Origin of the sequence: Sulfitobacter sp. 1A13368 (genome assembly GCF_043557275.1) — a bacterium.
GTDB classification, from domain to species: Bacteria; Pseudomonadota; Alphaproteobacteria; order Rhodobacterales; family Rhodobacteraceae; genus Sulfitobacter; species Sulfitobacter faviae.
Genome location: NZ_JBIFFR010000001.1, coordinates 640428 through 665726, shown reverse-complemented (window position 1 = coordinate 665726; position 25299 = coordinate 640428). Strand labels below are relative to the sequence as shown.

Sequence of the window (25299 nt, the reverse complement as noted above, 5' to 3'; positions counted from 1 at the left end):
GCGCGGGCCGGTGGCCCGTCTTTCGGCCCGCGCATCCCAATACCCCTTTTGAATACCAAGGTCTTTGCCCATGTCCGCTTCCTCCCCCTTCGATACCCGCCTTGCCAACCTGCGCGCGCGCATGGCCGAGACGGGCACCGATCTTGTTGCCCTCGGCCCGTCGAGCCATATGGCCTGGCTGTCCGGCGTGCACCCGCATGGCGATGAACGCCCGGTGATGTTGCTCGTCAGCGCCAGCTACGCGGGATTTCTGATGCCCGCGCTGAATGCCGCCGCCGCGCGCAAAGACACCGATCTGCCGTTCCACCCGTGGAGCGATGATCAGGGGCCGGAGGCCGCCTTGACCGACCTGCTAGGCGCCTGCGGAGCCACCGCGCCGGGCCTGTCGGTGGTGCTGGATGAGACCATGCGCACGGATTTCGCCCTTCGGCTTTTGGATGCGCTCGACAACCCGCGCCGCCGCTTTACCGATGACACCGTCGGTCTGTTGCGCGCCAGCAAGGACAGCGAAGAATATGCCGCGATCAAAGCCGCGCATGTGTTGAACGACAGCGCCGTTCGGACCGCTTTCGCCGCGTTGAAAGAAGGCATCACCGAGCGTGAGGTCGTGGCGCTGATTCAGGACCATTACAAAGCCAATGGCGCGCACCTTGAATTCTGCTCGGTCTGTTTCGGCGAATCCGGCGCTTTCCCGCATCACTACCCCGGCGATACGGCATTGGCCCAAGGCATGGCCGTGCTGATCGACACCGGCTGCCGGTTGAACGGCTACCCCTCCGACATGACCCGCAGCGGCTTTTTCGGCACGCCGGATGCCGAGTACGAAGCGGTTTTTGCCACGGTTGAACGCGCAGTACAGGCCGCGCTTGATGCTGCCCGCCCCGGCGTCGCGGCGAGCGAGATCGACCGCGCGGCACGCGACGTGATCACGCAGGCGGGCTATGGTGCACACTTCCTGCACCGCACCGGCCATGGCCTTGGCATCGACATCCATGAGCCGCCCTATATCGCCGCGAACTCCGATGCGGTTCTGGCCGAAGGCAATGTCTTCTCAATCGAGCCGGGCATCTATCTGGAAGGCAAATTCGGCGTGCGTCTGGAAGAGATCGTGATCCTACGCGCCGATGGGCCTGAAATCTTCTCGGAAATGCCGCGCGAGATGCAGCGCCGCGGCTAAAAAGGTGGCCAAAGCGGCGAAAATACGCGCGCTTTGGCCTGGAGGGAGACGGAGAGAGAGAGAAGAGAGTGAGGCGCGCGGTCAGGAGGTGCCGCGTGCCGTGTTTTCAAAGATGCTTTTCATATGGCTGTCGAACTCGTTCCAAGTGATGACAGCCCGGTTGCCCGCATGGCCGTGATAATAGGACCGGCCCGTCGAAGTGGGCAGCCCGGCCCAGATGCGGGCGAGGTTTTCCATGAAACGATGGCGGCTGATCTTGCCTTTCATGAAGGGGGTGAATCCCGCATCTTCGAGCAATAGATCGGCCAGCAGGTCTTGAACCTGTGGGGTAAACCGGTCGCTTTGGCTTAGCCCCGCTTCGGCGACGAGCGTTTTCAAAGTGTTGGGGATGAACTGGTAGCGCCCGATGGCATGGGGCTGGCCGGGGGTCGCCTTGATCCAGCGATAGATTTCGCCGATGGTCATGCTTGTGGGGCGCTTGGGCGGCTTGATCCGCGCCCCATGCTGCACCGCGTCATAGCCTTTCGCGCCCGCCTCGGCAGAGGCGATGACATGACGCACCGCCGCCGATGGGCCGCCGCGCGGGGGCAGGGTCAGTTTGCGGCGGGCCTGTGCATGTTTGACAGGCGTCTGGATCATGGCCCGGTTAAGGTGGATCCGCGCATCCGAGGCGGAGGGCGACAGGGCGAAGTTCAGGCCGGTGACGGCGATCTTGCGGCTGTCGAAACGGGCGAAATCATTTGCATTTGCCGCGCCGGAGAGGGTGGCGGCGATCAGGCAAAAGGCAGTGCTGGCAGCGAGCTTTTTCATCGGAGTTTCCCATCGGGCTGGAGGTTTGCATTGTCCCTGATCATGCGCCTCTAAAATCGATATTTCATTAATGCGGACAGCTAGTTAGCGTCTCGAAAGGATAGTCGGCCCGGCGCTTGGAATAGGCCGGGTCGACTTTGGAGCGACGCCGCGCTCTGAAAGAGAAATGAGCCACGTTCCAGATGCGCTTGGAACGTGGCTCTCCCTCGGGGCTGAGTCTCCCGGTCAGCTTCCGAGGAACTGGTCGAACTGGGTCCAGAGTGAGTTGTCCAACAGCAGGTTGAACCGGAAATAGAACCCTTCGTCATAGAGGCTGCTTTGTCCTGCCACCCGGCCACGGGCCTTGTTGTAGCCGAGCGCCAGCAGGACACCTTCGCGCGGGGTGAAGCCAAACTCGGCGCCGATCCCGTTGGAAGAATTGCCCTCGCTGTCCCACAGATGCGTGGCGTTGAGGCCGAGTTGGAAACGGTCGTCGCCAAATTCGTAGTTCAGACCGCCTTGGATCAACTGCGTGGTGGTGTTGGCCCGCGCGCCGGCATTGGTGCCGATCTTCTGGTACTGGCCGGCATATTTGCCGTTGATCCGCAGGTCGGCGTCGATCTCGTAATTTGCGTCGATCGACCACAGATGCGTTTCCGTGCTGGCGTGTTTCTCTTCCAGCCGGTGCTCATACCAAGCCAGCACATTAAGGCGGGCGTTGTCCTTGGGGCGATAGGCGGCCCCGATGCGGGTGCGCATGCGGCGGGAGTCCTCGCCCTCGCGGCGGTCGAGCGCGGCACGGCTGCGGGCCAGAACGGTCAGCTCAGGGGTGACTTTGCCCGCGATGCCGAAGCTGGCGTAATGGGTCTTGCCGCTCTCTTCCCAAGTGGTTTCCAGCTCGGCATCACCGACCCAGTCACCATCCGCTGATTCCCAGCTTGTGCCGATGGCAAAGGAGGTGAGCTCCCCGTCATTGGTCTCAAGGTTGCGCGAATGCTCAAGGTCAGCGCGCAGATTGGTGCTTTCGTTGATGTCCCAATCGACCGACAGGCCCTGAACCATGGTGGTGTCGCTGGTGCCGCTGGCCTTGGTCATCTCGGTCCGGCCGGTGACCCATTCGTTCATTGTATAGGTGAAGCCATAGGCCGCGCGGGTGACCAGAGCGTCGCTGCCGAACTGAAGCTCGATCTCGTTATAGACGCGCCAGCCGTTCTTAGGCTCGTCGTAAAGGCCGAGGGTCAGTTCGGTGGGGGCGTCGCCGCTGAGCGGGGCGCGCAGCTTGGCCTCGATCACGGTGCCGGGGCGGGCCGCTGGGGTCCAATGCGCGCCGAGGATCAGGGCGGTGTCGCTCTCGCTGCCGCTGGCGGTGCGGTCCCGGCTGTACTCAAGGCCGATCTCGCCGCGCAGGGTCTTGCTCAGATGCCGGGAATAGATCGCATCCACGGTCAGCCGCGTGCTGTCGTTGATCCGGTCGCGGGTGTATTCCGCGCCGAAGGCGATGTCGCTGCGCCGGTCGATCTCTTCGCCATAGCTCAGGCGGACCTGCGTGGTGCCGGGGCGGGCCAACCCGCCTTGAGCGTAGAAGTCGCGGCCCGTGTGGATCGCCTCGAAAGCGAAGTGGCGGGTTTCGGTCTTCAGCTCATAAGACAGGCGTGCAGCGTTGTCCTTGTCGCCCATGGCGTTCTCCGACCGGGCCACCTCGGCCTCCCACAGGCCGCCTTGGCGGTCTTCGTGCTGGAGGTAGGCAGAGTGCATCCGCTGGCGGGCCGCGTTGCCCAGGGGGGCGTCAGCATGGACCGCGCGGGCGCCGATCGAGGTCCGCTCGGACAGGGCATAGTTCACTTCACCACCGTAGAGCCAGTAGGCCTCGGCACCTTCGGCTTCGACCTCATAGGTCACGCGGATCGACACGGGGTTGCCGTCAAGGTCGAACTGGCGCACCGGGCTGTCGAAGGTGATGGTGTTGCGGAAGAAGTCGAGCAGGTAGTCGGTGCCGCGCAGCAGGGGCGTGGCCGACAGGATATCGCCGCCGTCTTCGTCCCGCACGAGGATTTCCACCCGCTCGGACCCTTGCACATAGCCGCTGAGATCAAGGTCATAGGGGCCCGAGACACCGCGCCCGCGGATTTCCTGAATCTGCTGCTCCTGCGCCGTCCGGGCGGCGAAGACGGTGACCGAGACGCGGTCGTTCTCCCAATGGCCCTTGGCGCCGGTGGCGACACGTTGCAGGCCGCCCAGTTTCAGCGCGCTGGCCTCGGGCGCGATGGCGATATCGCCGTAGAGCACATAGGAGCGGCCTTTCTCTACCTTCACGAAGAGGTTGGACGAAGATTGCGCATCGGCCCCGCGTTCGGAATTGTCGCCGTAGACGGGGTAGTATTCCTCTCCCCGGATGTCGCGGAACAGGCTGTCTTCGGTGTCCCGGTCCGAGCTGTAGCGCAGGGTCAGCAGGGCGTCGCCACGGATCACCCCTTTGAGGTAGAGCTCACCCCGGATCCCGGTGGTGGTGTCCTCGAAGGCGCTGATGCGGTCTTCTTCGATAACATTGCCCGCATCGCCGCTCAGCGAAACCGCGCCTTCGATCACACCGATCAGCACACGTTCGTTCAGGTCGGGGGTGAAGGTCACCCGCGCCTCGGCCTCGCCAAAGGAGGAGCGCACGGTGATCAGATCGGGGCCGGAGGCCTGCGGCGGGATCAGATTGAAGGTCGCCTCGCCATTGTCGAGATAGGCCTGCACGCCGGGCGCGCTGCTGCGGATGTCGGTCACATCCCAAAGCGACCGGCGAGCGGCGAGGGTCACGGTGCCCGAGGCGGGCACCGGGCGGCCCCCGGCGTCAAGTACGCGCACCACGACCGGCACCACCGAGGCGGGATTGGCCGAAGCGGTTTCCGGCATCAGGATCTCGATCCGGGCAGGTTTGCCGGGGGCGGTCAGGCGCAGCTCTTTGCGGACACGTTCGATGCCGAAACCGTCACGGCCCACCAGCGTCAGCACATTCTCGCCCGAGGCCAGTTTCACGGCCACATATTCCAGCGCCTGCACATTGTTTTTCGCCAGATTGGTGCGTTCGCCCACCCGGTCGCCGCCCAGCTCGCGCCCGTTCACCAGAAGCGACAGCGTGAGATCGGCCTTGCCCTTGATCCGGATGTTCTGTGTGGCGCGGGTGACAGACGTGTCTTCGGCAAAGTCGACAAAGCCCGGCGCGCTATCGAGGTTCTGGATCATGCTGTCGAGCGATTGACGCTGGGCCGAGGCACGCGCCGCTTGCGCGACAGAGGAGGGTTCACGCCCGGCCTCTTCGCTTTGTGCCGCGATCATGCCGGGGGTCAGCTGGGTGGTGGTGGCGATGCCAGCCTCACCGCGCACCGAGCGGGTGCTGCTGCGCTGGCCGTCGATCGGCAGATCGGCTGAATTCATGCCGGGGGTCTGACGTTTCCCGGCGAAATGGTCGCGGCGTTTGCCGACTTCCTCAAGCGCTTCGGGGGTGCATTGGGCCACGGCGAAGTTCTCGGTCCGCAACTCGCCCTTCTTCAGCGGCACGATGCGCGAGCCACCCCGGCGCAGATCGTTGGTGCGGGTCACCTGCACCGCGGTTCCGGCGGGCAGGGTTTCGGGCTGCACGAGGAAGGCATGGGTCACCGGGCGCATGCCGTTGAGCGAATAGGCGCCATCGATATCGGTCACGACAAAGAGCCCTTCTTGGGTCGCGATGCGCACACCGGGAATGCCCGGCTCATCCTCGACGCGGTCGCGCAGGCCGTTGCCGTTGCAATCCATGAACACAGCGCCCAGCACGGTGCCCTGGCGGGCAAAGACGCCGCCCGAATTGTCGAGCCGGACCATGGCGCGGGCGGTCTGCGATTGTTGCAGTACCCCGGTGCCTGCTTGGCGGCCCGACAGGATCGCGGTGTTCTCGTTGCGGCCTTCGCGGGCGGCAGCAGAGAATTGCATCACATAGGACAGTTCATGGCTGGAAAGCGGCTCCAACATGCCCACGTCAAAGCGCAGGTCGCCGTTGCCGATCTCCTGCGGATCGTCCAGCAGCTCACCATTCAGGGTCACCGTGCCGGGCACGAGGTTCACGCCATAGGCGGGCCGGTCGAGGATTTCGCCGCCGATCAGCGCTTGATGCATGTTGTTGGTGAAGCTCAGCGTGTAGGTGACGAATTCACCGTGACCCACGCGGTCGAGGTCGGCGGCTTTGTCCAGCGCCAGCGGCGTGCCATAATTCGGATCAACCGGGATGTCGGAGACGAACAATGCGCCGCCTGCGTGACTGAACGCGCGGCCCCAACCGGCATCCATCACATTGCGGCCCATACCGGCATAGTCCAGACGCGCGGAAGGGAAGATCCATGCGGGCGCGTCCATCACGGCATAGCGGTAGTCGCCTGCGGGCATTTCGGTGAAGGTGAAAAAGCCGCGCTGGTCGGTCTGGGTGCGGGCCATTTCGTTGCCCGAACGGGCATCGACAAGCGCCACGGCCACGCCGTCAATCGGGGCGTTGGTGACGGAGTTGAACAGGAAGTTGCCGGGGTTGATCATCAGATCATCCTCAAGCACCGCGCTGTCGCAAGAGGCCGTCGCGATGAAGCTATCGCCAAAGTCGGTGGCCATGACCTGATCCCCGGCAATGGCGGGCGACATCTGCGCCATCGGCAGGGCGGGGGTGAGGAAGACACCGGTGTTGGCCCCGGTCTCGGTCGCGATGATGGTCTCCACATCGCCGGTCAGCATGCTGCGGATGGTCACCGCCGTGCTGTCGACTTCGGTGCTGATGTTGCAGGCGCCCGAGGTGAGGCGCAGGCGGGTGTCGCTGCCCGGCGTGCCATAGGGCTGATCCGCGCCGGTCTCAGGGTGTTCGAAGACCAAGGTGCCGACCGTTTCTGTATCGCGGTCATAGACCACGGTGTTGGAGGTCAGCAGCAGGGTGCTTTCTTGGTTGTTGTAAAAGGCCGAGGCGGTGTTCTGCACCTCTACCTTGCCCAAGTCGGCAGGCACCCGCACCGAGAAGCTGGGATCGGTCGCATGGCCGACGGCGTAGTCGCCCTCATGAAAGAAGGCCACCGCATCCACGTCATGGGAAAGCCCGGCGGGGGCGACGCTGACATAGTGGTGGTCAGGCGCGCCGCGCATGTGAACCAGCGCGGTCATGGTGCCCGAATCCTGCACCGCGTGGAACACGGTGTTCAGCGGGATCGCATCGCGCAGCAAGACGCCGGTCCGGGGCGTGCCGTCGATCACGATCGGCTGGCCCTCAATCTCAGGGTAGCCAAAGGCGTCCCGCTCGGAGTCGTTCCGCAGCCGCAGGGTGTAGGTGATGAGCGCGCCCGCGTCACTCTCGGCGACGACCTGCTCTTTCGAGACTTCAAGCCCGCCTTCCTCAACCCGCGAGACGCCCATCGCGTCGTCGGTCAGGCTTTGGCCATCCTCGGTCACGGCAGATGCGGTCAACATGCTGGCGAATTGGGTGCTTACGGGGGTCTCGGCAGAGATGCGGAATTCATAGATCAGCTGCAACCGCTCGCCCACGGCGAGCATGAAGGGCGCGGACATATCGAAGGCGCGGTCTTCGGTGTCGATCAGGCCGTTGCCGTTCAGGTCAGGGAAGAGCGATTGGCGCGACATCATTCTGGCGCTGCCTTGCTCGCCGATGCTGACCGATGTGGAAAGCGGCACGTTGCCGCTGTTGATGACGTCGAAATGGTAACGGCCAAAGGCACCGCGGGTCAGCAGAAGGTCGGAGTAGCCGGTCACTTCCAGCCCGGGAACCGCGGCGACTTCGGCCCGCACGGGGTTCGAAAAGACGCGTTCCATGATGCCAAGGGAGGTGTTGAAATAGCTGACTTCTGCCACGTTGCGGATGAAAGACCCACCGGGGGCCGGGGCGGCGGTGGCGGTCTGGGGCAGAAGGCTCAGGCCCAGTGCGGAGGCGCTGATCAGGGCCAGAGCCGGGCGGGCTTTAGACATAAGGAAACTGCGCATCAGCTTGCTCCTGTTGCGATCCCTGGGAAGGGCGTGAAAAATGGGGGAGACGGAAACGGGGGGAGGAGGGGGCGCCCCCGGGAGAGCATCGCTCAGCCCGGGGGCGCCCGAGAGGTCGCTTAGTCGTCGACCCGCACGGTGAACTCTACCCGGGCAAAGCCGCCGGGAAGGATCGTGCCATGCGTGCTCGATACGTTGGTCGAGGTGACGGTGGCCGTGCTGGTGCCCGGGAACAGGCTTTCAGGGCAGGCGCCGCCACAGTCCGTGATCGCGGTATAGGCCGGGGCCGCGTCCGTGATGATCACATTGTCCGCCGCAGAGGCACCTGTGTTCTCGGCTTCGACCATGTAGCGGATGCACTGGCCGGGCTCGACATCAAGACGCGTCTTGGTGAAGGTGCCCACGGTGCCATCGCAGCCCGCGTCGATGTACTGATACTTGCTCAGTGTGACATCGCCCGAGATGATGACCACGCGGTCTTCGACGGCGTTGTTGGTCTGGTCGATATCGGTCCCGACACCGTTCAACGTGTTGTTGATGGTGATGGTGCCGACTTCGGACACACCTTGGGTGGCTGTCGACGGCGTCTGCACACGGTAGATCAGCGAGATGCTGTCGCCCGGGGCAAGTCCGTTCACACCCGGCGAGACACCGTCGGTCAGGTCATCGAAGTTGTCGATCACCGGTTCGGACGGATCGATCACACCGTCGCCGTTCTGATCCCAGAAGATCGCGCCGGAGAAGTTGGTCAGACCCGATTGCGTGATCGACGCTTCGGTGATGGCCACGTTCCCTTCGTTCGAGATGGTGTGGAGGATGTCCACGATACCACCCGGCGAAGCCTGCGCGCTCTGATCCTCGATGATCTTCACGTCGTAGATTTCGTTGACCGTGACTTGGTTGACGATACGGTCACCCTGACCCGAGACGGAAGATACGACCGCGACGTCAATCAATGTGTCCCCGGGCAATGCGCCATCGGCTGGCGTGATCACGGCGCGGATGGCCTGCGATGCGCCTGCTGGAATGGTGCCTGTGTTCGACACGATCGAGCCGTCGGGCAGTTGGAACTCAACGGTCCAGCCTGCGGGCAGGGCTTGATCCAGCGACAGGTTGAAGCTGTCCGAGGTGGGGCCGTTGTTTTCGACCAGCATCTCGAAGACGGTCGGCTCGCCCGGGTCTGTCGCCTGCGTGACCCATGGGTTGCCACCGTTCGTCGGTGCCGCGCCATCGCCTTCGGAGCCGAGCACGGCGTTCTCAAGATCGACCGAGGCCGCAAGAACCGCGCCGGTGAATTCGGCAGTCGACACATCGCTGACGCCGGAGTTGTCCGAGGTCGTTGTGATGACGGCGGTGTAGTTGGTGGTGGCGGTCGGTGCGACATCGGTTGGCAATGTGGCGATCAAGGTCACCTTGGCGCTGTCACCGATACCCAAGGGTCCGACAGAGCCGACCACCGGTGTGATACCGTCGGCGCCGACAAAGCGGAAGGTGGTGCCAGCCGGGAAGTCGCCATTGGTCACGTCGAGGGTCAGGCTGTCCGGGCTGTTGGAGAGGTTGGTCAGCACGAATTCCTGACGGATCGTGCCGCCCTGATAGACATCGCCGGATTCCGTGACGACATCGTTGTTGGCCGCGTCATCGTCGGTGGCCGAGGCAATCGCCGGGTTGGCCGTGCCGTTGGAGTTGATCGCCGTATCGGCAACCGCAACCGCATATTGGTTGTCCACGGTGACAGAGGCGGTGTTCGATGGCGGGAAGGCCACGCCGTCAACGTCCTGGGTCGCCACGTTGGTGATGATGCCCGCATTGGCGGTATCCGCGATCACGGCACGGAAGGTCACCTCACCCGAGCGGCCAGAGCCGACAGAGGAGATCAAGAAGTTAACGTTCTGAGCGTCGTCATAGTCCCAAGCAATCGTTTCGCCAGAGCCGTTTGAGGCGTCGACCACGGTGGAGCCGTTGTCATCGTTCAGCGGTGCGGCGGAGTCGGACCAACGGGCCGAGCCGGGTACATAGGTCAGGCGGCCATCAAGCACGTCCTGCACAGAGTAGTTGTTGGCCGCGGCCAGACCGGTGCTGGAGTAGGTCAGCGTGATCGTTACCGTATCGCCTGCGTCGATGATATTGGGGTTGCCGCCCGAAGCCGGGTCCGCGGTCATCGATTTGACCAACTCGACAATCGCGTCGTTGGAGATTGTCAGCGTGTCTGTGTTGGTGCTCAGCACGGTGCCATCGAGGGTCGAGGCCGCCGTCACGGTGATCGTGTCGGAACCGGTGGCCGTGGAGGCGACGGAGGCTTCGATCACGATGCCGAACTGCTCACCGGGGGCGAGGGTCGGGGTCTCGGTCAGCGGGGTGGCGCTATCGGCCACGCCGTCCATGTTGGCGTCGGGGTAGAAGACCAGTTGCGAGGTGTCGAGCGTGCCGCTGTTGGTCTCGACCGCGGTCAGGGCGAAGGCATCCGGGCCGTTGCCATCGTTGGTGATGATGTGCGGCAGGAACGCCTTACCGCCGGGGGCGATGGTTTCGGTGTTGTCGGAGGTCAGGGTGACGCCGGCAACTTGCTGAACGACTGTTTCAACGGTGTTGGAGGTTACCGTGATCGTGTCGCCCGCGGCGTTGGTATAGGTCGCCACGGCTTGGTTGCCGATGACAGAGCCCGCTTCGGGTGCCGCGAAAGCGACAGTGCCGATAACGGCGGTCAGAGCAACGGCGCTTACGGAGCGCAGGAAGGTTGTTTGGTGTTTCACGTTAATATTCCCTAGTTCTATAGTAGTTGGAGAGAGAGTGGAGAGAGAGGCGCCGGGATTAGTTCAGGCGCACGCGGTAGCTGTTGAAGGCGGAACCGCCTGCTTCGAGCGGTTCGGAGAGGGTCCAGCGCACGGCGGCGACAGCCTCTTCGGGGAGCGGCTCTTCGGTCATGTTGCCATCGGCATCGACGACCTTGCGGATGGCGGGAACGGTGGACCATTCCAGCCCTTCCTGTTCGGGGTCCATCTCGGCCTGGACTTCAAAGACCGCGGCGACAGAGGTCACTTCGGCACCCAATGTGATAGAGACGCCTTCGGGGACCGGTGCGGCGATGACGAGCCCTTCCATGGCGCCGTCGGTCATGTTCTGGTGACGCAGCTCATAAGAGATGACCTCGCCCGGGCGGACCGTCTCACGCTCTACGAGGACTTCTTCGCCCTCGGCATTGGTTTCCACCACGCGGAAGGAGAATTCGCTCGTGAGCGCGTCGGCGGCAGCCGCGAAACCCGCGAGCGACAAAGCCGTGCTCGCGATGAGTGTCTTGGACAATTGGGAGATATGGATACGCATCTAGTAGTTCCCTTGTTGGCCGGTGAAGAGCCGGCGATTGCAATGAACGGACACGCTCATTGCGTTGTCCTGTTCTCATCTTCGGGGAACCGGATACCGATATCATCTGAGCGAAGGGTTAACTCGCTGAGCCTGTGGTCAGGCGCTTAGCCGAAAGGATAGGTGGCCCTATCAGGTCGCGCCGCGGCCTATCATTTGGCGCGGAAATGGGGCCGGGCGCGGGCTCCGCAGATGGTTAATTTCGCTGGGAAAAACGGGGCTTCCGAATCTTTGATTCGTCGCGGGCCGCTATAGGCCGAACGCAAAAACGCCCGCACGAGGCGGGCGATTATGGTTTACGCTCAGGGGGAAATCGGGGGGCGCTACAGCGCACGCGCTGGGCCGATGCCGGGGGTGGTTCAGGGGTGTGAAACGGGCGTCAAACGAAGCCCGCGTCGCGCGCAATGATCGCCGCATCGGTCCGATTCTTTGCGTCCAGTTTTCGGCAAAGTGTTTTGACATGCAGTTTGATCGTTACTTCCTGCAGATCGAGGTCGCGGGCGATCTCTTTGTTGGACTGCGCGTTCATCAATCCGCGCAGCACTTGGCGCTCCCGCTCGGACAGGGATTTCTCGAAATCCGTCTCTTCGGGATTGTCCTTGCCCGACATGAAGGTGACCGGGGCATAGGTCTCTCCCGCCGCCATGAAACGCACCGCGTTGACCAGTGACTTGGCGGGCAGCGTCTTGGGCAGAAAGCCGATCGCCCCCATTTCGAGCGCCTGTTCAGCAATCAGCCGGGTGGCGGTGCCGGAGATCAGCCCGACCGGGCGACCCTCATTGATATCAAGAACGGTTTGCAGACCCTGCAAGCCCTTCATGCCGGGCATCGTGTAATCCAGCAGCACCAGATCGTAGGGCGGCTCTGATTTGATCTTGTCCAGCGCTCCGGCCAGATCGCTCGCCGCTTCGGTGACAGTGGCCCCATCCGCATCAAGAAACATGGCGATGGTCTCTCGGACCATGTCGTGATCATCGGCAATTAAAATACGCAAAGACATAATAGATCTCCTGAAGCCAAAATGGCCGGCGTTCTCTAATTGGTAGAGTGTGCCCTTTTCAAAAGAAAGATGAAAGCCCAAGGGGAAAGGGGGGCAAAGGCATGCGCCGCTATCCTTTGGTATGGCAATGCGGGGCGCGCGGGGACAGGCGCACCTATCCTTTGGTATAGGGGGGATGCGCTTCTGCGCCTTCGCGCCTGTCATTCGGGCAGGGTATGGTCAGGTCACAACGCCAGATAAGGAAATTTGACATGACCTTTCAGTACCTCAGCAAGACCATCACCGCGGCCGCTCTCTCTCTGGGCCTAGCGTCGGCGGTTGCCGCCCAAGACGAAGAGGCCGTGCTCGAAGTGACGCTGGCCGAGGAAACCCATAGCTTCACCCTCTCAGATCTCAAATCCATGCCTGTCTCTAGCTTTGAGACAACGACGATCTGGACCGATGGCACGCAGGCATTCGAAGGCGTGTCCCTGAAAGACCTCTTTGAGACGCTGAACGTCGAAGAGGGCACGATCACCGCGACGGCGATCAATGACTATGCGGTGGAAATCCCCATGTCCGACGCCGTCGAAGACGGGCCGATCATCGCCTACCATACCAATGGCGAGGAGATGTCGCGCCGGGACAAGGGGCCGCTTTGGGTGGTCTACCCCTATGACAGCGACATCGCCTATCAGACGGAACTGGTCTACAGCCGGTCGATCTGGCAGCTTGACCGAATTAGTGTCGAGTAACTGACAATGGCGCAGAGGGCTTGGATGAACGACGCAGGAAAATTCGGGCCCGCGCGCGCAAGAAGCCGACAGGTCTTGATGCTTATCCTCGTGGCGGGGATGAGCATCGCCGCCTATCTGGCCTATAACGTCTGGGATCGGATTCAAGCGCTCGACAGTGCGCAGCAAGACCATGCTGAATGGGTCTTTACGCAGATCGAGATCGAATTCCTCAAGACCGACCGCGCCTTGGCTGAGGCGAAATCCGCCACGCCCGAAGCGTTGGACGAGTTCCGCAAAAGGTTCGACATCTTCTATAGCCGCGTTCTGTTGGCCGAACGGGTGCGCAACAACGCAAAGGCCAAACCGAAAATCCGTGAGTTGCGGGCCCAGCTGGACGGGTTCCTGCCCGCGATTGACGGGTCCGACGCCGAACTGATCGCGGCATTGGACGATATCGACGCCATGTTGCGCAGCATCGAAGACGTGCCCCGCGAGATTGCCCTCGCCTCCATCGCCATTGCCAGCGAGCTGTCCCAAAACGAACGCCATGAGATCGTGCGGCTGATCGAGGTGATGGCGGCGATCGTCTTGATCGTCACCCTTGCCTTGGTCGGGGCGGTCTACCGCCTCTCGCGGCAGGCCAGCCGGTTGAACCGCACATCGCAACTGGTCGAAGAAAACCACCTGCGTCTTGCGACCACCCTTCAGGCATCGCTCGATGCCATCGTCGTCATCAATGAGCGGGGGGAGATCGAAGATTTCAACGGTTCCGCCGAAGAGATCTTTGGCATCACCCATGAGGCGGCGAAGGGAAGGGACTATATCAGCCTGTTGATCCCCCCGGCCGACCGCAGGATGCACCGCGAGCGGCTTGAGAGGTTCCGCATCACCGGCGAGACGGAGGTCGCCGACAAGGGCCGCCGCGAGTTTGAGATGATCGACCACGCCGGGCGCATTTTCCCGGTCGAGATGTCCGTGTCGCAATCGCCCATGGGGCAGGGGTCGCTCTTTATCGCCTATATTCGGGACATCACCGAAAAGCGCCTCCGCGAGGCCGAGATCATTGCCGCGCGGGACGAAGCGCTTGATGCCTACCAGGAAAAATCGCGTTTCTTCGCCATGATGAGCCACGAGATGCGCACGCCGCTCAATGGTGTGATCTCGGCCCTGCAACTGCTGCAAGATGACCGGCTTGATGATGAGCAAAAGCGCTATCTCGATGCGGCGATGACCTCGGGCGAGATTTTGTTGGGCCATATCAATGACGTGCTGGCCATTGAGCGCAGTGAGGCGGGAACCTATGAACAGGTGCGTCAGACCTGTGACATGACCGTGCTGATGGCGGGAATCATCAACACGATGGACCCTCTGGCCGAGGCCGGGGGCACCCGGCTGCATCTTGATCTGACACAGCTAGACGACAAGGCCATCGTCACGGACCCGCGGGCGATCCAGCAGATTTTGGTCAACCTTTTAAGCAACGCGATCAAGTTCAGCCCCGGCGGCGATGTGACCCTGCGCGGTTGGTTCGCCAAACCCGCGGGCGAGGGAGAAGCGTTCCACCTGCAGGTCGAAGATGACGGCTCCGGCATTCCGGCGGGGGATATCGACCGTATTTTTGAAGATTTCGTCTCGCTCGACAGCCGCTATGAGCGCCGCACCGGGGGCACCGGTCTGGGGCTCGGGATCGTGCGCCGTCTGGTCAAACGTCTGGGGGGTGAGATCACCTGCGAGTCAACCGTGGGGGAGGGGACATGTTTCACCTTGCGCCTGCCGGTAGAGCTTGCCGATCTGGCCGAGATCGACAGCGATGCGGCGCCCGACCTGCAAAAGCGCGCCGAACCCGCGGCGGCCCAGCGGCTTAACCTTCTGCTGGTGGACGACAATGAGATCAACCGCGAGCTGATCAAGGCGATGCTTGAGAAGATTGGCCATGACGTCACCCTCGCCACCGGCGGACGCGAGGCGATCGAACTGGCCGGAGACGCGCCCTTCGATGCGATCCTGATGGATATCTCCATGCCCGAGGTGAATGGCATTCAGGCGACCAAGGCGATTCTTTCCGGCGAGGGCCCCAACCGCGAAACGCCGATCATCGCCGTGACCGCCCATGCGATGCCGAAAGAACGGGCGGAGTTCAGCGCCGTCGGGATGTCGGGGTTCATGCAAAAGCCGTTGGATATGAAGGTACTGCGCGCCAAGCTGCGCGAACTTTCGGGGCGCGCGGTAATGCCGGAGCAGGCTCTGCCCGAGCGTTTGGCCAGCGCCCAGTCATCGGTACAGGCGAAATCCGCGAAACGGCCCCTGTTGAACGAACAACAAATCGCAGATCTGCTCGACCTGCTGGGCGCGGAGAAACTGCGCGAGAGGGTGGAAAAGCTCGACCAACAAGTCGCGACCGATTTGCCCGATCTGATGGCAGCCGATGCTCTGCCCGACCTACAGGCCCGCGCCCATGCCATGGCCGGGATGTGCGGCATGCTCGGCGCCGACCGGCTGCAGGGGCTGCTCAAAGAGATCGAGACCGCCTGCAAGACCGACAAGGACGAAGAGGCCCGCGCGCTGGCTGAGGCTTTGCCCGCCACCTGCGACGCGACGCTGGCGGCGATGAAGGCGCAGCTTGACCTCTGACAAGTCCGTTGAGCGGGGCGGCGGAAACCTATCCTTAAGACTAGTCCGATTATACCCCCGCCCAGATGCAACGATGCGAGACGCGACCTATAGTTAGTTATGCCCGCCGATAGACGGGTCTGCACGAAGGCGTCATTGACCAGACCAATGACCGCGTCCCAAGCTGGCAACCGGTTCATTTCGACCGTTTCGCCTGAAAATATGCTTCACGACGCGGGCCTTCTCGGGAGCTGCTGCCCGTTCCCCTACCCCAGGGAGCGGCTCCCTGATAGCTTTGCAGCGATGCGCCCCACCGGTTTTCCCCGTCCTCCCCTCGGGGGGAAGACCGGGGGCGCATTTGGCGATCTGGCCAGAGCTGTTTCACCTATCCGTAAGTATATCGCGCTATCCGCAGCGGCATCTGCTTTGACCGGACGCACCTTCGCATTGGCAACGACAATTCGCGATAAATGTCCGGTAGATATTTGTTCGTATTCTCGCTGGGGGCCTCGTTGCGCGGGCTCTCCGGTTCGGACCGAAAGGTGAATTGTGAAACGTCTCTCTAACCGAAAAGCGCTGCGCGGTGTCTCCCTCGCCGTTTGCGCCACGCTTACCGTCTCCTCCTCTCCCGCGGATGCCGGGGATTTCTCGATCGATTGGTCCACTTTCGATTGGCCCGCAGGCTTTGCCGGGCCTTTGTTGCGGACTCTGTCGGACCAATATGGTTTCGAGATCGACACGACGGTCGAGATCACCGGCAATCTGCGCCCCTATAGCACTGATGCGCAGGGCAATCCGATCTTCACGCCCGACGATGTGAATGTTCTGGGCGGCGGTGTCGATTCGCTTGTCATCGTGGGCGATGCCGCGCCGAATGCGGGGCGGCGCGGCGATGACCGGATCACCGCCAGCGTCTCGGCCAGTTCCGGCGGCGTCGCGTTTCAGGTCGACAACCTTACCGTCGACATCCTCGACATTGACCCCACCGACAACCACAGCACCGGGGACCGCTGCGATTTTGTGACGGCCTTTGGCGATAACGGCAACCCGAGTATCACCACATTGGGGCCGGCGCCCACCGTCGTGGTCGGCCCCGGGCCGGGGTCCGGCGACACCGGCCTGCTGAACGGGAACGAGGCGCAATGTCTGTTCATCGACGGCAGTGCCTTCCTCTCTCCCGGTTCGGGCGATGATACCAACGGGTCGATCCGGCTGAGCTACCCCAATGCGACCTCACGGATTGAGCTTTGGTACGACGAAAGTATTGGCGAGGTCCGCAGCTACTACAATCCGGTGACCCTGCCCTATGATGCGGGGGCGCGGGGGATCGGCATCTTCGCCGATGTGAACTTTACCACCAAACAGACAATCAGCCTTGCACGGTTTACCAGCCCGCTCTCCGCGCTTCAGGGCACGACGGTCACCTTTATCTATGAGGTGACCAATACAGGGGAGCTGCCCTTCAACCCGAACCAAGACGTGGTGATCGAAGACAGTCTTGTCGGCACGGTTACGTGCCCGGCCATCACCGCACCCGTGGCGCCGGGGGGCAAGGTGACCTGTACGGCGGAATATACCGTGACGGCGGCGGATGCCCTTTCAGGCGCGGTCGACAGCACCGCCACGGCGGGGATCGGCGCGATTGGCACGCCTTTCGTGTCGCGCCTGCAGTCCAATCCGCAAAACGCCAGCATCGTCGCCAATGTCCTGTCTACCGACACCGGCCCGCAAACCTGTACCCCGCGTTCGGTTTTCGCGCAGCCGCGCACGCAGCTGGCCGGGGCGGGCAGCGCGGCGGCGCTGACGACCTCGGACATCTTCGTCTTTGATAATGTCACCACCGACATCAATGGCAACGATCTGGATGTCGTGTTCCAAGCGACCCAGATCAGCAACGCCACTGCGGTCAATATCGACGGCTCGCTCGAAGCGCGGATGACACCCGCTGACAACGGCTTCGTCACCTACCGTTTGCGCCTGGTCGAAGACGGCAGCGCTACCCCCTCGAACCCCCAAGGGCGGGCGGTCGAGCAAAGCCGTATCAACGGGGTGATCGTTCAGCAGACGGATGTGGACAGCCGCGGGACATCGGATGACAGTTCGGATGTGGTCGGCCCGCTGCTCGCGCCCGATGGCATTTCCTATTTTCACACCGCCCCGCTCGCCGGTTTTCCCGCCGGGGGGCAGGCGATCACGATGGACCCCGCCAAGGTGGGTGACCCGACCAATTGGACGGAAGAGCCGAACGAGACTGGCTTCGACAACTATGCCACCTATGAATATGGCACCTTCACCGAGGGGGAGTTCATCCACGGCTATACCGGCAGTTCGCTGAACAACGCGCGGCGCGGCTCGTCGATCCGGCTTTGCGCGGTGGCGAATACCTCGGCCAGCGTGGTGGCGGGCGACGATGACTATACCGCGACGCCGCTCAACAGCCTGCTTGGCGGCACGGCGGGAGAGGTCATGTCCAACGACACGATCAACGGGCTGCCTGCCGCGTTCCCCACCGCGACGCTTGCGGTGCTGACTGAAGCCGTACCCCAGAACAGCGGTGATCCGGTGCCCGTGCTGGAAACCCAAGGCGCGGATGCGGGCCGGGTGATCGTCCCGCCGGGGGTGCCCTCGGGCACCTATCTGATCGACTATGAGCTTTGCGACAGCATTGACCCCACGCAATGCGACCGGGCGCAGGTCACGGTCGCGGTCTTTGATGGGCTCGGGGTCGACTTTGGCGATGCGCCGATCTCTTACCTAACCGCCTCGCATGGGGTCAGCGATACGCCGCAGGTCTATCTTGGCGATGTGCCGCCCGATATCGAACTGGTGGCCCAGTCCGATGCCTCGGCCACGGCGGACGACCTGTTGGACAGCGATGACGAAGACGCGGTGGTCTTTCCGGTGATGACCCAAGGGATGATCAGCACGCTCAACATTCCGGTCAAAGGGGCGGGCTACCTTCAGGCGTGGATCGACTTTAACGGCGACGGGGTCTTCGAAGGGTCTTTCGGCGAAAACATCGCCCGCGACCTGCGTGACGATGGCACAGGCTTTGACGATGTGGCAGGCGACGGTGTGATCCAGATCGACGTGACCGTGCCCAGCGATGCCACCACCTCCACCACCTTCGCACGGTTCCGCTATTCCTCTGAGGCCGGGCTGCCGGTGGCGAGCTTTGCCGTCGATGGCGAGATCGAGGATTACTCCCTCATCATCGCGGCTGCCGATCTGGTGGACCGGGGCGACGCCCCCGCCAGCTATGGCGAGCCGCGCCATATCATCGTGCCGGACATCTACCTTGGCGGGGGCCTCCCCGATTCCGAGACCGAGAGCATGTTCAGCGCCAATGCCGATGGCGACGACCTCGACGGGATCGACGACGAGGATTCCATTGCCGAGTTCCCGGTGCTTGAGGCGGGCACCATCGTGCCGCTGACCATTCAGACCCATGAGACCCTCAGCGTGCAACTGGCCCTCGGCCTGCCGGTGACCGAAGGCATCACTAATCTTCAGCTCTGGATCGACTTCAACCAGAACAATGTCTTCGACCCGACCGAACAGGTGGCCATCAACTTTCGCGACGGCGGCTTGGGCGATACGGATGGCGCGTTCAACAACCAGATCAGCCTGAACATTCCCGTGCCGGTCGATGTGGGCAATGGCACCACCTATGCCCGCATCCGCTGGTCGACCTCTAGCGCGCTGACCCAAGATCCCTTCAGCGGTCTGAACTTCGACGGGGAAGTTGAGGATTACCTCGTGACCCTCGTCAATCTGTTGCCGCAGGGCCGGATCGGCGGAACGCTTTATGAGGACGCCGACAGTTCCGGCAGCCGCGACGGGGCCGAAGCCACGCTGCCCGCGGGCATCACCGTGACGCTTTTCGACGATGCAGGCACGCCCGGCGACCGGGCCGATGATACGCAGGTGGCGGTGACCGAAACCGATGCGGCGGGGGCCTATTCCTTCAGCAACCTCGACCCGGCACGTGCCTATCTGGTCGAAGTGGATGAGGCCGACCCTGAGATACCGGCGGGCCTCACCCTGACCACGGGAAACCCGATCGCGAGCCTTGCTGTTGATGCGGGCAGCGGCAGCCCGGTGACTTCTGATTTCGGTTTTGAAACCCTGCCGACTGAGGCCGATTTGGCCCTGACCCAAACCATCCTACGCGCGGCGGACGCCAGCCCCGCGACAGAGGCCACGGTGGAAGAGGCGCTCGACCTCGTGCTGACCGTGACCAACACCGGCCCCGGTAGCCCCTCGGAAGCGCGGGTGCTCGATCTCATCCCCGATGGCTTCGCCTATGTCTCGGACGATGCGGCGGCGCAGGGCGATAGCTATGATGCTTCGACCGGTCTGTGGCTGCTCGGCGACGTGCCCTCGGGCAGCAGCCACAGCCTGACAATCCGCGTCACTTTGCAGGGCGAAGGCGCCACGGAAAATCGGGCAGAGATCATCGGCGCGTCGCTTCCTGACCCCGATAGTGATCCCGGCACCGGCGCGCTGGTGGATGACCTCGGCGATGGTTTGGCCGATGATGACGAGGCGCTTGCCCGCGTGGCCCGACGCTCCAACGGTCCGGTGCTTTCGGGCGTGGTGTTCTTTGACATCGGCGCGGGGGCCGACGCCTATGACGGGGCCCAGCAGAATGGCGAGGCGGGCACGGACCGCGCCCTGGTCGAGATCTTGGACGCGGGCGGCGCTTTGTTGGTCACGCCCGATCTGGCGGCGGACGGCACATGGCGCGCGGCCTTGCCCGAAGGGTATAGCGGCGCCGTCACCGTGGTGGCCCAGCCCGGCGTGGGTCTGCTCAATGTATCCGAGGGCGGCGCGGCCTTGCCCGGCGTGGTCAACGGCGATCCCCATGACGGGCGATTCACCTTCACCCCCGCAGCGGGCACGGCCTACGCCGGGCTCGACTTCGGCCTCATCGAAGCGGCGCGGCTGAACCAATCGCAGGACAAGACGATCCGGGCCGGGCAGGTCTTGGCGCTGCGGCATGAGTATATTGCCTCGGCCCCGGGAAACGTGAGCTTCAGCGTCACCGCCGAAGCCTCGGCCCCCGAAGGGGCCTTCTCGACCGCGCTTTACGAGGATACGGATTGCGACGGCACGCCAGACCAAGCGATCACCGGAACGCTGCCCACCGAGGCGGGCGGGCTGATCTGTGTCCTTGCACGGGTCACCGCCTCGGGCGCGGCAACGCAGGGATCGACCTATCGCTTCGATCTGGTCGCCGACACCAGCTATGGCTCCAGCGGCCTCGCCCAGCGAAACGTCAACACCGACCGGTTGGTGGTTGAGGCGGCGCAGGGCACGTTGAAACTGACCAAAACCGTCCGCAACGTGACGCGCGGCACGCCCGAAGGGGTCAGCAACGGCGCCGCTGCCGGGGATGTGTTGGAATACCGCATCTATGTCGAAACCGTGGGCACCGTGCCCGCGCGCGACATCGTCGTCTATGACAAGACGCCGCCCTACACGGCTTTGGCCGCAGCGGTGCCCAGCCCGGTCACCCTGGCCGATGGGGTGACCTGCACCTTGGACGCGCCATTGGCAAATGCGCCGGGCTATGACGGGGCGCTGCGCTGGTCCTGTACCGGTGCGCTGCAACCGGGCGCGCAGGGCTTCGTCGCCTTTGAGGTCAGCATTCAATAACCACAGCCGGGGCCGCTTCACAGGCGGTCCCGTCACCGCTCGAACCCATGATCCGATGAACTGACCTGTTGCATCCCCGCCCGCAGCGGCATAACAGGAAATAGTTTACTAAAAGAATCGGATTAAGGGGGCCGCGGTGCTCAGAACGTTGTCATTCATTTGCTTGGCTTTTGGCGCGACCGCCGCCATGGCGCAGGACTTTCCCGTCACCGTTGAACACGCCTTCGGCGAGACAACCATCGAAGAGCGTCCCGAGCGGGTCGCCTCGGTCGGTTGGGCCAATCACGAAGTGCCCTTGGCGCTTGGTATCGTGCCGGTCGGTTTCGCCCGTGCCTCTTGGGGGGACGACGATGGCGACGGGCTGCTGCCTTGGGTGATCGAACGGCTGGACGAGCTCGACGCCGAAGTGCCCACGCTCTTTGATGAGGGCGACGGTATCGATTTCGAGGCCGTGGCCAGCACCCAGCCCGATGTGATCCTCGCCGCCTATTCCGGCCTGTCGCAGTCGGACTATGAAACCCTCAGCCGCATCGCCCCGGTCGTCGCCTACCCCGAAGCGGCATGGACCACGACATGGCGCGAGATGATCCGCCAGAACGCGGCGGGCCTCGGCGTGGCCGAGGAGGGCGAGGCGATGGTCGCCGAGATCGAAGAGCGGATCGCGACCGCCCGCGCGGCGCATCCCGAACTGGCGGGCAAGACCGGCATGTTCGTCACCCACCTCGATCCGCGCGACCTCAGCACCATCGGTTTCTACGCTGCCGCTGACCAGCGGGTGCAATTCCTGACCGACCTCGGCATGGCGACGCCGCAGGCGGTGCGCGAGGCCAGCGAGGCCGGGAAATACTCGGGCCGGGTGAGTGCCGAGCGGATCGACCTCTTTGAAGACGTGGACGTTGTCGTGACCTATGGCGATCAGGCACGGTTGGACGAACTGGCCAAAAACCCGCTGATCGCGCGTTTCCCGGCGGTCGCCCGCGGCTCGGTCGTGCTTTTGGCGAATGATCCGATGGGCACCGCCGCGAACCCGACGCCGCTGTCGATCGACTATGTGCTCGACGACTACCTCGCGCGGCTGAGCGCCGCCGCCACGCGCGACGAGTAATGCAGGTGCAGCGCCCCCAACGGCTGGCGGGCCTCGCGCTTTTGCTGGGCCTGCTTCTGCTGATGACCGGCCTATCGTTGACCGTCGGCGCGCGCGCGGTGCCGTGGGGCGAGATCTGGGCGGGCATGACCGGCCGGATCGAGACCATCGGCGCCGCCGCCGTCGCGGTGCGGATGCCGCGCACGGCGCTGGCGATCTTGGCGGGCGCGGCGCTTGGTCTTGCAGGCGCGGTGATGCAGGGCATCAGCCGCAACCCGCTGGCCGACCCGGGCATTCTGGGCGTCAACGCGGGTGCGGCACTTTTCGTCGTGGTGGGCATCGCTTGGTTCGACATCAGCGGCGCGCATAGCTTTCTGTGGCTCGGCATCGCCGGCGCAGGCGTTACGGCGGTTTTCGTCTATCTGATCGGCTCTGCCGGGCAGGGCGGGGCGACGCCGCTCAAGCTGACCCTTGCGGGCACCGCGACCTCTGTCGCGGTTTCGGCCTTCATCATCGCGGTGGTGCTGCCGCGCAATGACATCGCGGGTTCCGTGCAATCTTGGCAGGTCGGCGGCATCGGCGGCGCGAGTTTCGAGACCCTCTTGCCCGCCTTGCCCTTCGCGCTGGTGGGGCTGGCGCTGAGCCTCGCCTCGGCCCGGGTTCTCAACGCATTGGCCCTGGGCGAAGAACTGGCCACCGGCCTTGGCCAAAGCGTCGCCTTGGGCCGGGTCATGGCGGCGGCGGGGGCGGTGATCCTTTGCGGCACGGCGACGGCGCTTTGCGGGCCGATCGGCTTTGTCGGGCTGGTGGTGCCGCATCTGTGTCGGATGATCGCGGGTGTCGATTACCGGCTGGTGCTGCCGCTCTCGGCCTTGGCGGGGGCTTCCATGCTGGGGCTGTCGGACGTGCTGGGCCGTGTCATCGCCCGCCCGAATGAGTTGGACGTGGGCATCGTCACGGCCTTTGTCGGCGCGCCCTTCTTTATCTGGACGGTGCGCAATCACAGGATGCGCGGGCTATGAGTGATGTGACTGTCAGCGCACCCCGCCGTTTCCGCCCTGCCGCGACGCGGCGTGTTCAGGTGCTGGTCGCTTTGGCCGCGTTTGTTCTCGCGCTTATGCTTCTGACACTGAGCTGCGGGCGTGGGTGCCTGCCGCCGGGCGATGTCTGGGCCGCGCTGACGGGGGCGCCGGGGGCCAAAGCCTCATTCGTGGTGACCGATTTGCGCCTGCCGCGTGCGGTCATGGGGTTGCTGGCCGGGGCCAGCTTTGGCTTGGGCGGCGTGGCGTTTCAGATCATGCTGCGCAACCCGCTGGCCAGCCCCGACATCATCGGCATCAGCGCCAGCGCAGGTGCTGCGGCGGTCTTTGCCATCGTGATTCTGGCCCTCGACGGTTGGCTGGTGTCGTTCGTCGCGGTCGTGGCGGGGCTTGGGGTCGCGGCGATGATCTGGGCGCTGTCCTCGCGCCGTGGGGCCGCGGGAGCGCGGTTGATCCTGATCGGCATCGGCGTCTCTGCCATGCTCGACAGTGTGACGGCCTATGTGTTGCTGGAAGCGCCCGCATGGGACCGGGCCGAGGCGATGCGCTGGCTGACCGGCAGCCTCAACGGCATGCAGCTTGTCCAAGCGCTGCCCGTGGCCGGAGCGCTCTTGATCTTCGGCGGATTGCTGGCCTTCACGGCCCGCGATCTTGAGGTGCTGCGCCTTGGGGATGACACCGCCGAAGCCTTGGGCGTGCGCGCCGATGCCACGCGGTTGCGGGTGACGCTGGCCGCCGTCGGCCTTGTCGCCATCGCGACGGCTGCGACCGGTCCGATTGCCTTTGTCGCCTTCCTCTCTGGCCCCATCGCGGCGCGGCTGTTGCCGGGCACGACCGGATTGTTACTGGGGGCCGGGCTGGTCGGCGCCGTGTTGGTCATCGCGGGCGATTTCGTGGGGCAGTTCCTGTTGCCCGCGCGCTTGCCCGTGGGGGTCGTCACCGGCGCGGTCGGCGCGCCCTTCCTTTTGTATCTCATTGTTCGCGCCAATAGAAATGGGGGCACGCTATGACCCACGACCACCGTCTTGAAACGCGCGATCTGGGCGCGGGCTATGAAAAACGCGTTATTCTTGAGAATGTCACTCTCGCCGTGCCGGCGGGCAAGATCACGGCCATCGTGGGGGGCAATGCCTCGGGCAAGTCGACGCTTTTGCGGACGCTGGCGCGGATTTTGCAGCCCAAGTCCGGCGCGGTTCTGCTGGATGGCGAAGCGGTGCACCAAATGAAGTCGCGCAAGCTGGCGCAGGTCATGGGGCTGCTGCCGCAATCGCCCATCGGGCCTGAGGGGATTGCCGTGGCCGATCTTGTCGGGCGTGGGCGGCATCCGCATCAGGGGCTGTTCTCGCGCTGGTCGGCAGAGGATGACCGCGCCGTGGCCCGCGCGCTGGCCGCGACAGGGACCGAGGAACTGGCCGAGCGTGATCTCGACACGCTGTCGGGCGGTCAACGCCAGCGGGTCTGGATCGCCATGGCCTTAGCACAAGAGACCGACCTGTTGCTGCTGGACGAGCCAACGACCTTTCTGGACGTGGCGCATCAGGTCGAGGTGCTGGACCTGCTGGTCGATCTCAACATGGCGCAGGGGACGACGATCGTCATGGTGCTGCATGATCTGAACCTCGCCGCGCGCTATGCCGATCACCTGATCGCCGTGGGCGATGGCGGCATCCGCGCCGAGGGGCCGCCCGCCGAGGTCCTGACCGAGGAATTGGTGAAAACCGTCTTTGGCCTGTCGTGCCGTATCGTCAACGATCCGGTCTCGCAGACCCCCTGCATGGTGCCGATTGGGCGTCACAAGATCGGGCCGCCACGCAAAGATGCCGCGGCCTGAAAATAACTGACTAATTTGGTCAGATTGACTCTGGTTTCCT

Annotated in this window: 13 protein-coding genes; 8 read left to right on the top strand and 5 right to left on the bottom strand. The window is 63.8% G+C overall.

Annotation, left to right across the window (positions count from 1 at the left end):
• Positions 1–70: 70 nt before the first annotated feature.
• Positions 71–1177: a M24 family metallopeptidase gene (locus ACGYK4_RS03215; RefSeq protein ID WP_394455073.1), complete on the top strand. Its 1107-nt coding sequence runs from the start codon at positions 71–73 to the stop codon at positions 1175–1177.
• 81 nt (positions 1178–1258) lie between these two features.
• On the opposite strand, the gene ACGYK4_RS03210 is transcribed toward ACGYK4_RS03215, so the two are convergent.
• From ACGYK4_RS03210 to ACGYK4_RS03190, 5 genes are all read right to left on the bottom strand, one after another.
• Positions 1259–1987 (bottom strand): hypothetical protein, encoded by a 729-nt coding sequence (locus ACGYK4_RS03210; RefSeq protein ID WP_394455072.1) that lies wholly within the window; start codon positions 1985–1987, stop codon positions 1259–1261.
• A 225-nt stretch (positions 1988–2212) separates the two neighbouring features.
• Entirely contained in the window at positions 2213–7954 is a 5742-nt protein-coding gene (locus ACGYK4_RS03205; RefSeq protein ID WP_394455071.1) for a hypothetical protein, read from the bottom strand.
• Between the two features lie 119 nt (positions 7955–8073).
• Positions 8074–10707 carry a beta strand repeat-containing protein gene (locus ACGYK4_RS03200; RefSeq protein WP_394455070.1) on the bottom strand — a complete coding sequence of 878 codons (2634 nt, stop codon included), beginning with the start codon at positions 10705–10707 and terminating at the stop codon, positions 8074–8076.
• A 58-nt stretch (positions 10708–10765) separates the two neighbouring features.
• On the bottom strand, positions 10766–11278 hold the full coding sequence (locus tag ACGYK4_RS03195) for a hypothetical protein (protein ID WP_394455069.1): 513 nt from the start codon (positions 11276–11278) through the stop codon (positions 10766–10768).
• Positions 11279–11696: 418 nt separating this feature from the next.
• Positions 11697–12317: a response regulator transcription factor gene (locus ACGYK4_RS03190; protein ID WP_067267389.1), complete on the bottom strand. Its 621-nt coding sequence runs from the start codon at positions 12315–12317 to the stop codon at positions 11697–11699.
• 251 nt (positions 12318–12568) lie between these two features.
• On the opposite strand from ACGYK4_RS03190, the gene ACGYK4_RS03185 reads away from it, so the two are divergent.
• From ACGYK4_RS03185 to ACGYK4_RS03155, 7 genes are all read left to right on the top strand, one after another.
• A complete protein-coding gene (locus ACGYK4_RS03185) occupies positions 12569–13051 on the top strand; it encodes a molybdopterin-dependent oxidoreductase (RefSeq protein ID WP_209218349.1) in 483 nt (160 codons plus the stop codon).
• Between the two features lie 78 nt (positions 13052–13129).
• A complete protein-coding gene (locus ACGYK4_RS03180) occupies positions 13130–15664 on the top strand; it encodes an ATP-binding protein (protein WP_394455067.1) in 2535 nt (844 codons plus the stop codon).
• Between the two features lie 528 nt (positions 15665–16192).
• Positions 16193–21304, top strand: coding sequence for a GEVED domain-containing protein (locus ACGYK4_RS03175; protein WP_394455066.1), 5112 nt, complete (start codon positions 16193–16195; stop codon positions 21302–21304).
• Between the two features lie 187 nt (positions 21305–21491).
• Positions 21492–22409: an iron-siderophore ABC transporter substrate-binding protein gene (locus ACGYK4_RS03170; protein ID WP_394455115.1), complete on the top strand. Its 918-nt coding sequence runs from the start codon at positions 21492–21494 to the stop codon at positions 22407–22409.
• The gene (locus ACGYK4_RS03165) at positions 22409–23410 is read left to right on the top strand and encodes an iron ABC transporter permease (RefSeq protein ID WP_276154275.1); all 1002 of its coding nucleotides are present in this window, start codon (positions 22409–22411) and stop codon (positions 23408–23410) included. The genes ACGYK4_RS03170 and ACGYK4_RS03165 overlap by 1 nt, the downstream gene beginning before the upstream one ends.
• Positions 23407–24438, top strand: a complete 1032-nt coding sequence (locus tag ACGYK4_RS03160; RefSeq protein ID WP_394455064.1) for a FecCD family ABC transporter permease — start codon at positions 23407–23409, stop codon at positions 24436–24438. The genes ACGYK4_RS03165 and ACGYK4_RS03160 overlap by 4 nt, the downstream gene beginning before the upstream one ends.
• Positions 24435–25259 (top strand): ABC transporter ATP-binding protein, encoded by an 825-nt coding sequence (locus ACGYK4_RS03155; RefSeq protein WP_394455062.1) that lies wholly within the window; start codon positions 24435–24437, stop codon positions 25257–25259. The genes ACGYK4_RS03160 and ACGYK4_RS03155 overlap by 4 nt, the downstream gene beginning before the upstream one ends.
• Positions 25260–25299 lie beyond the last annotated feature (40 nt).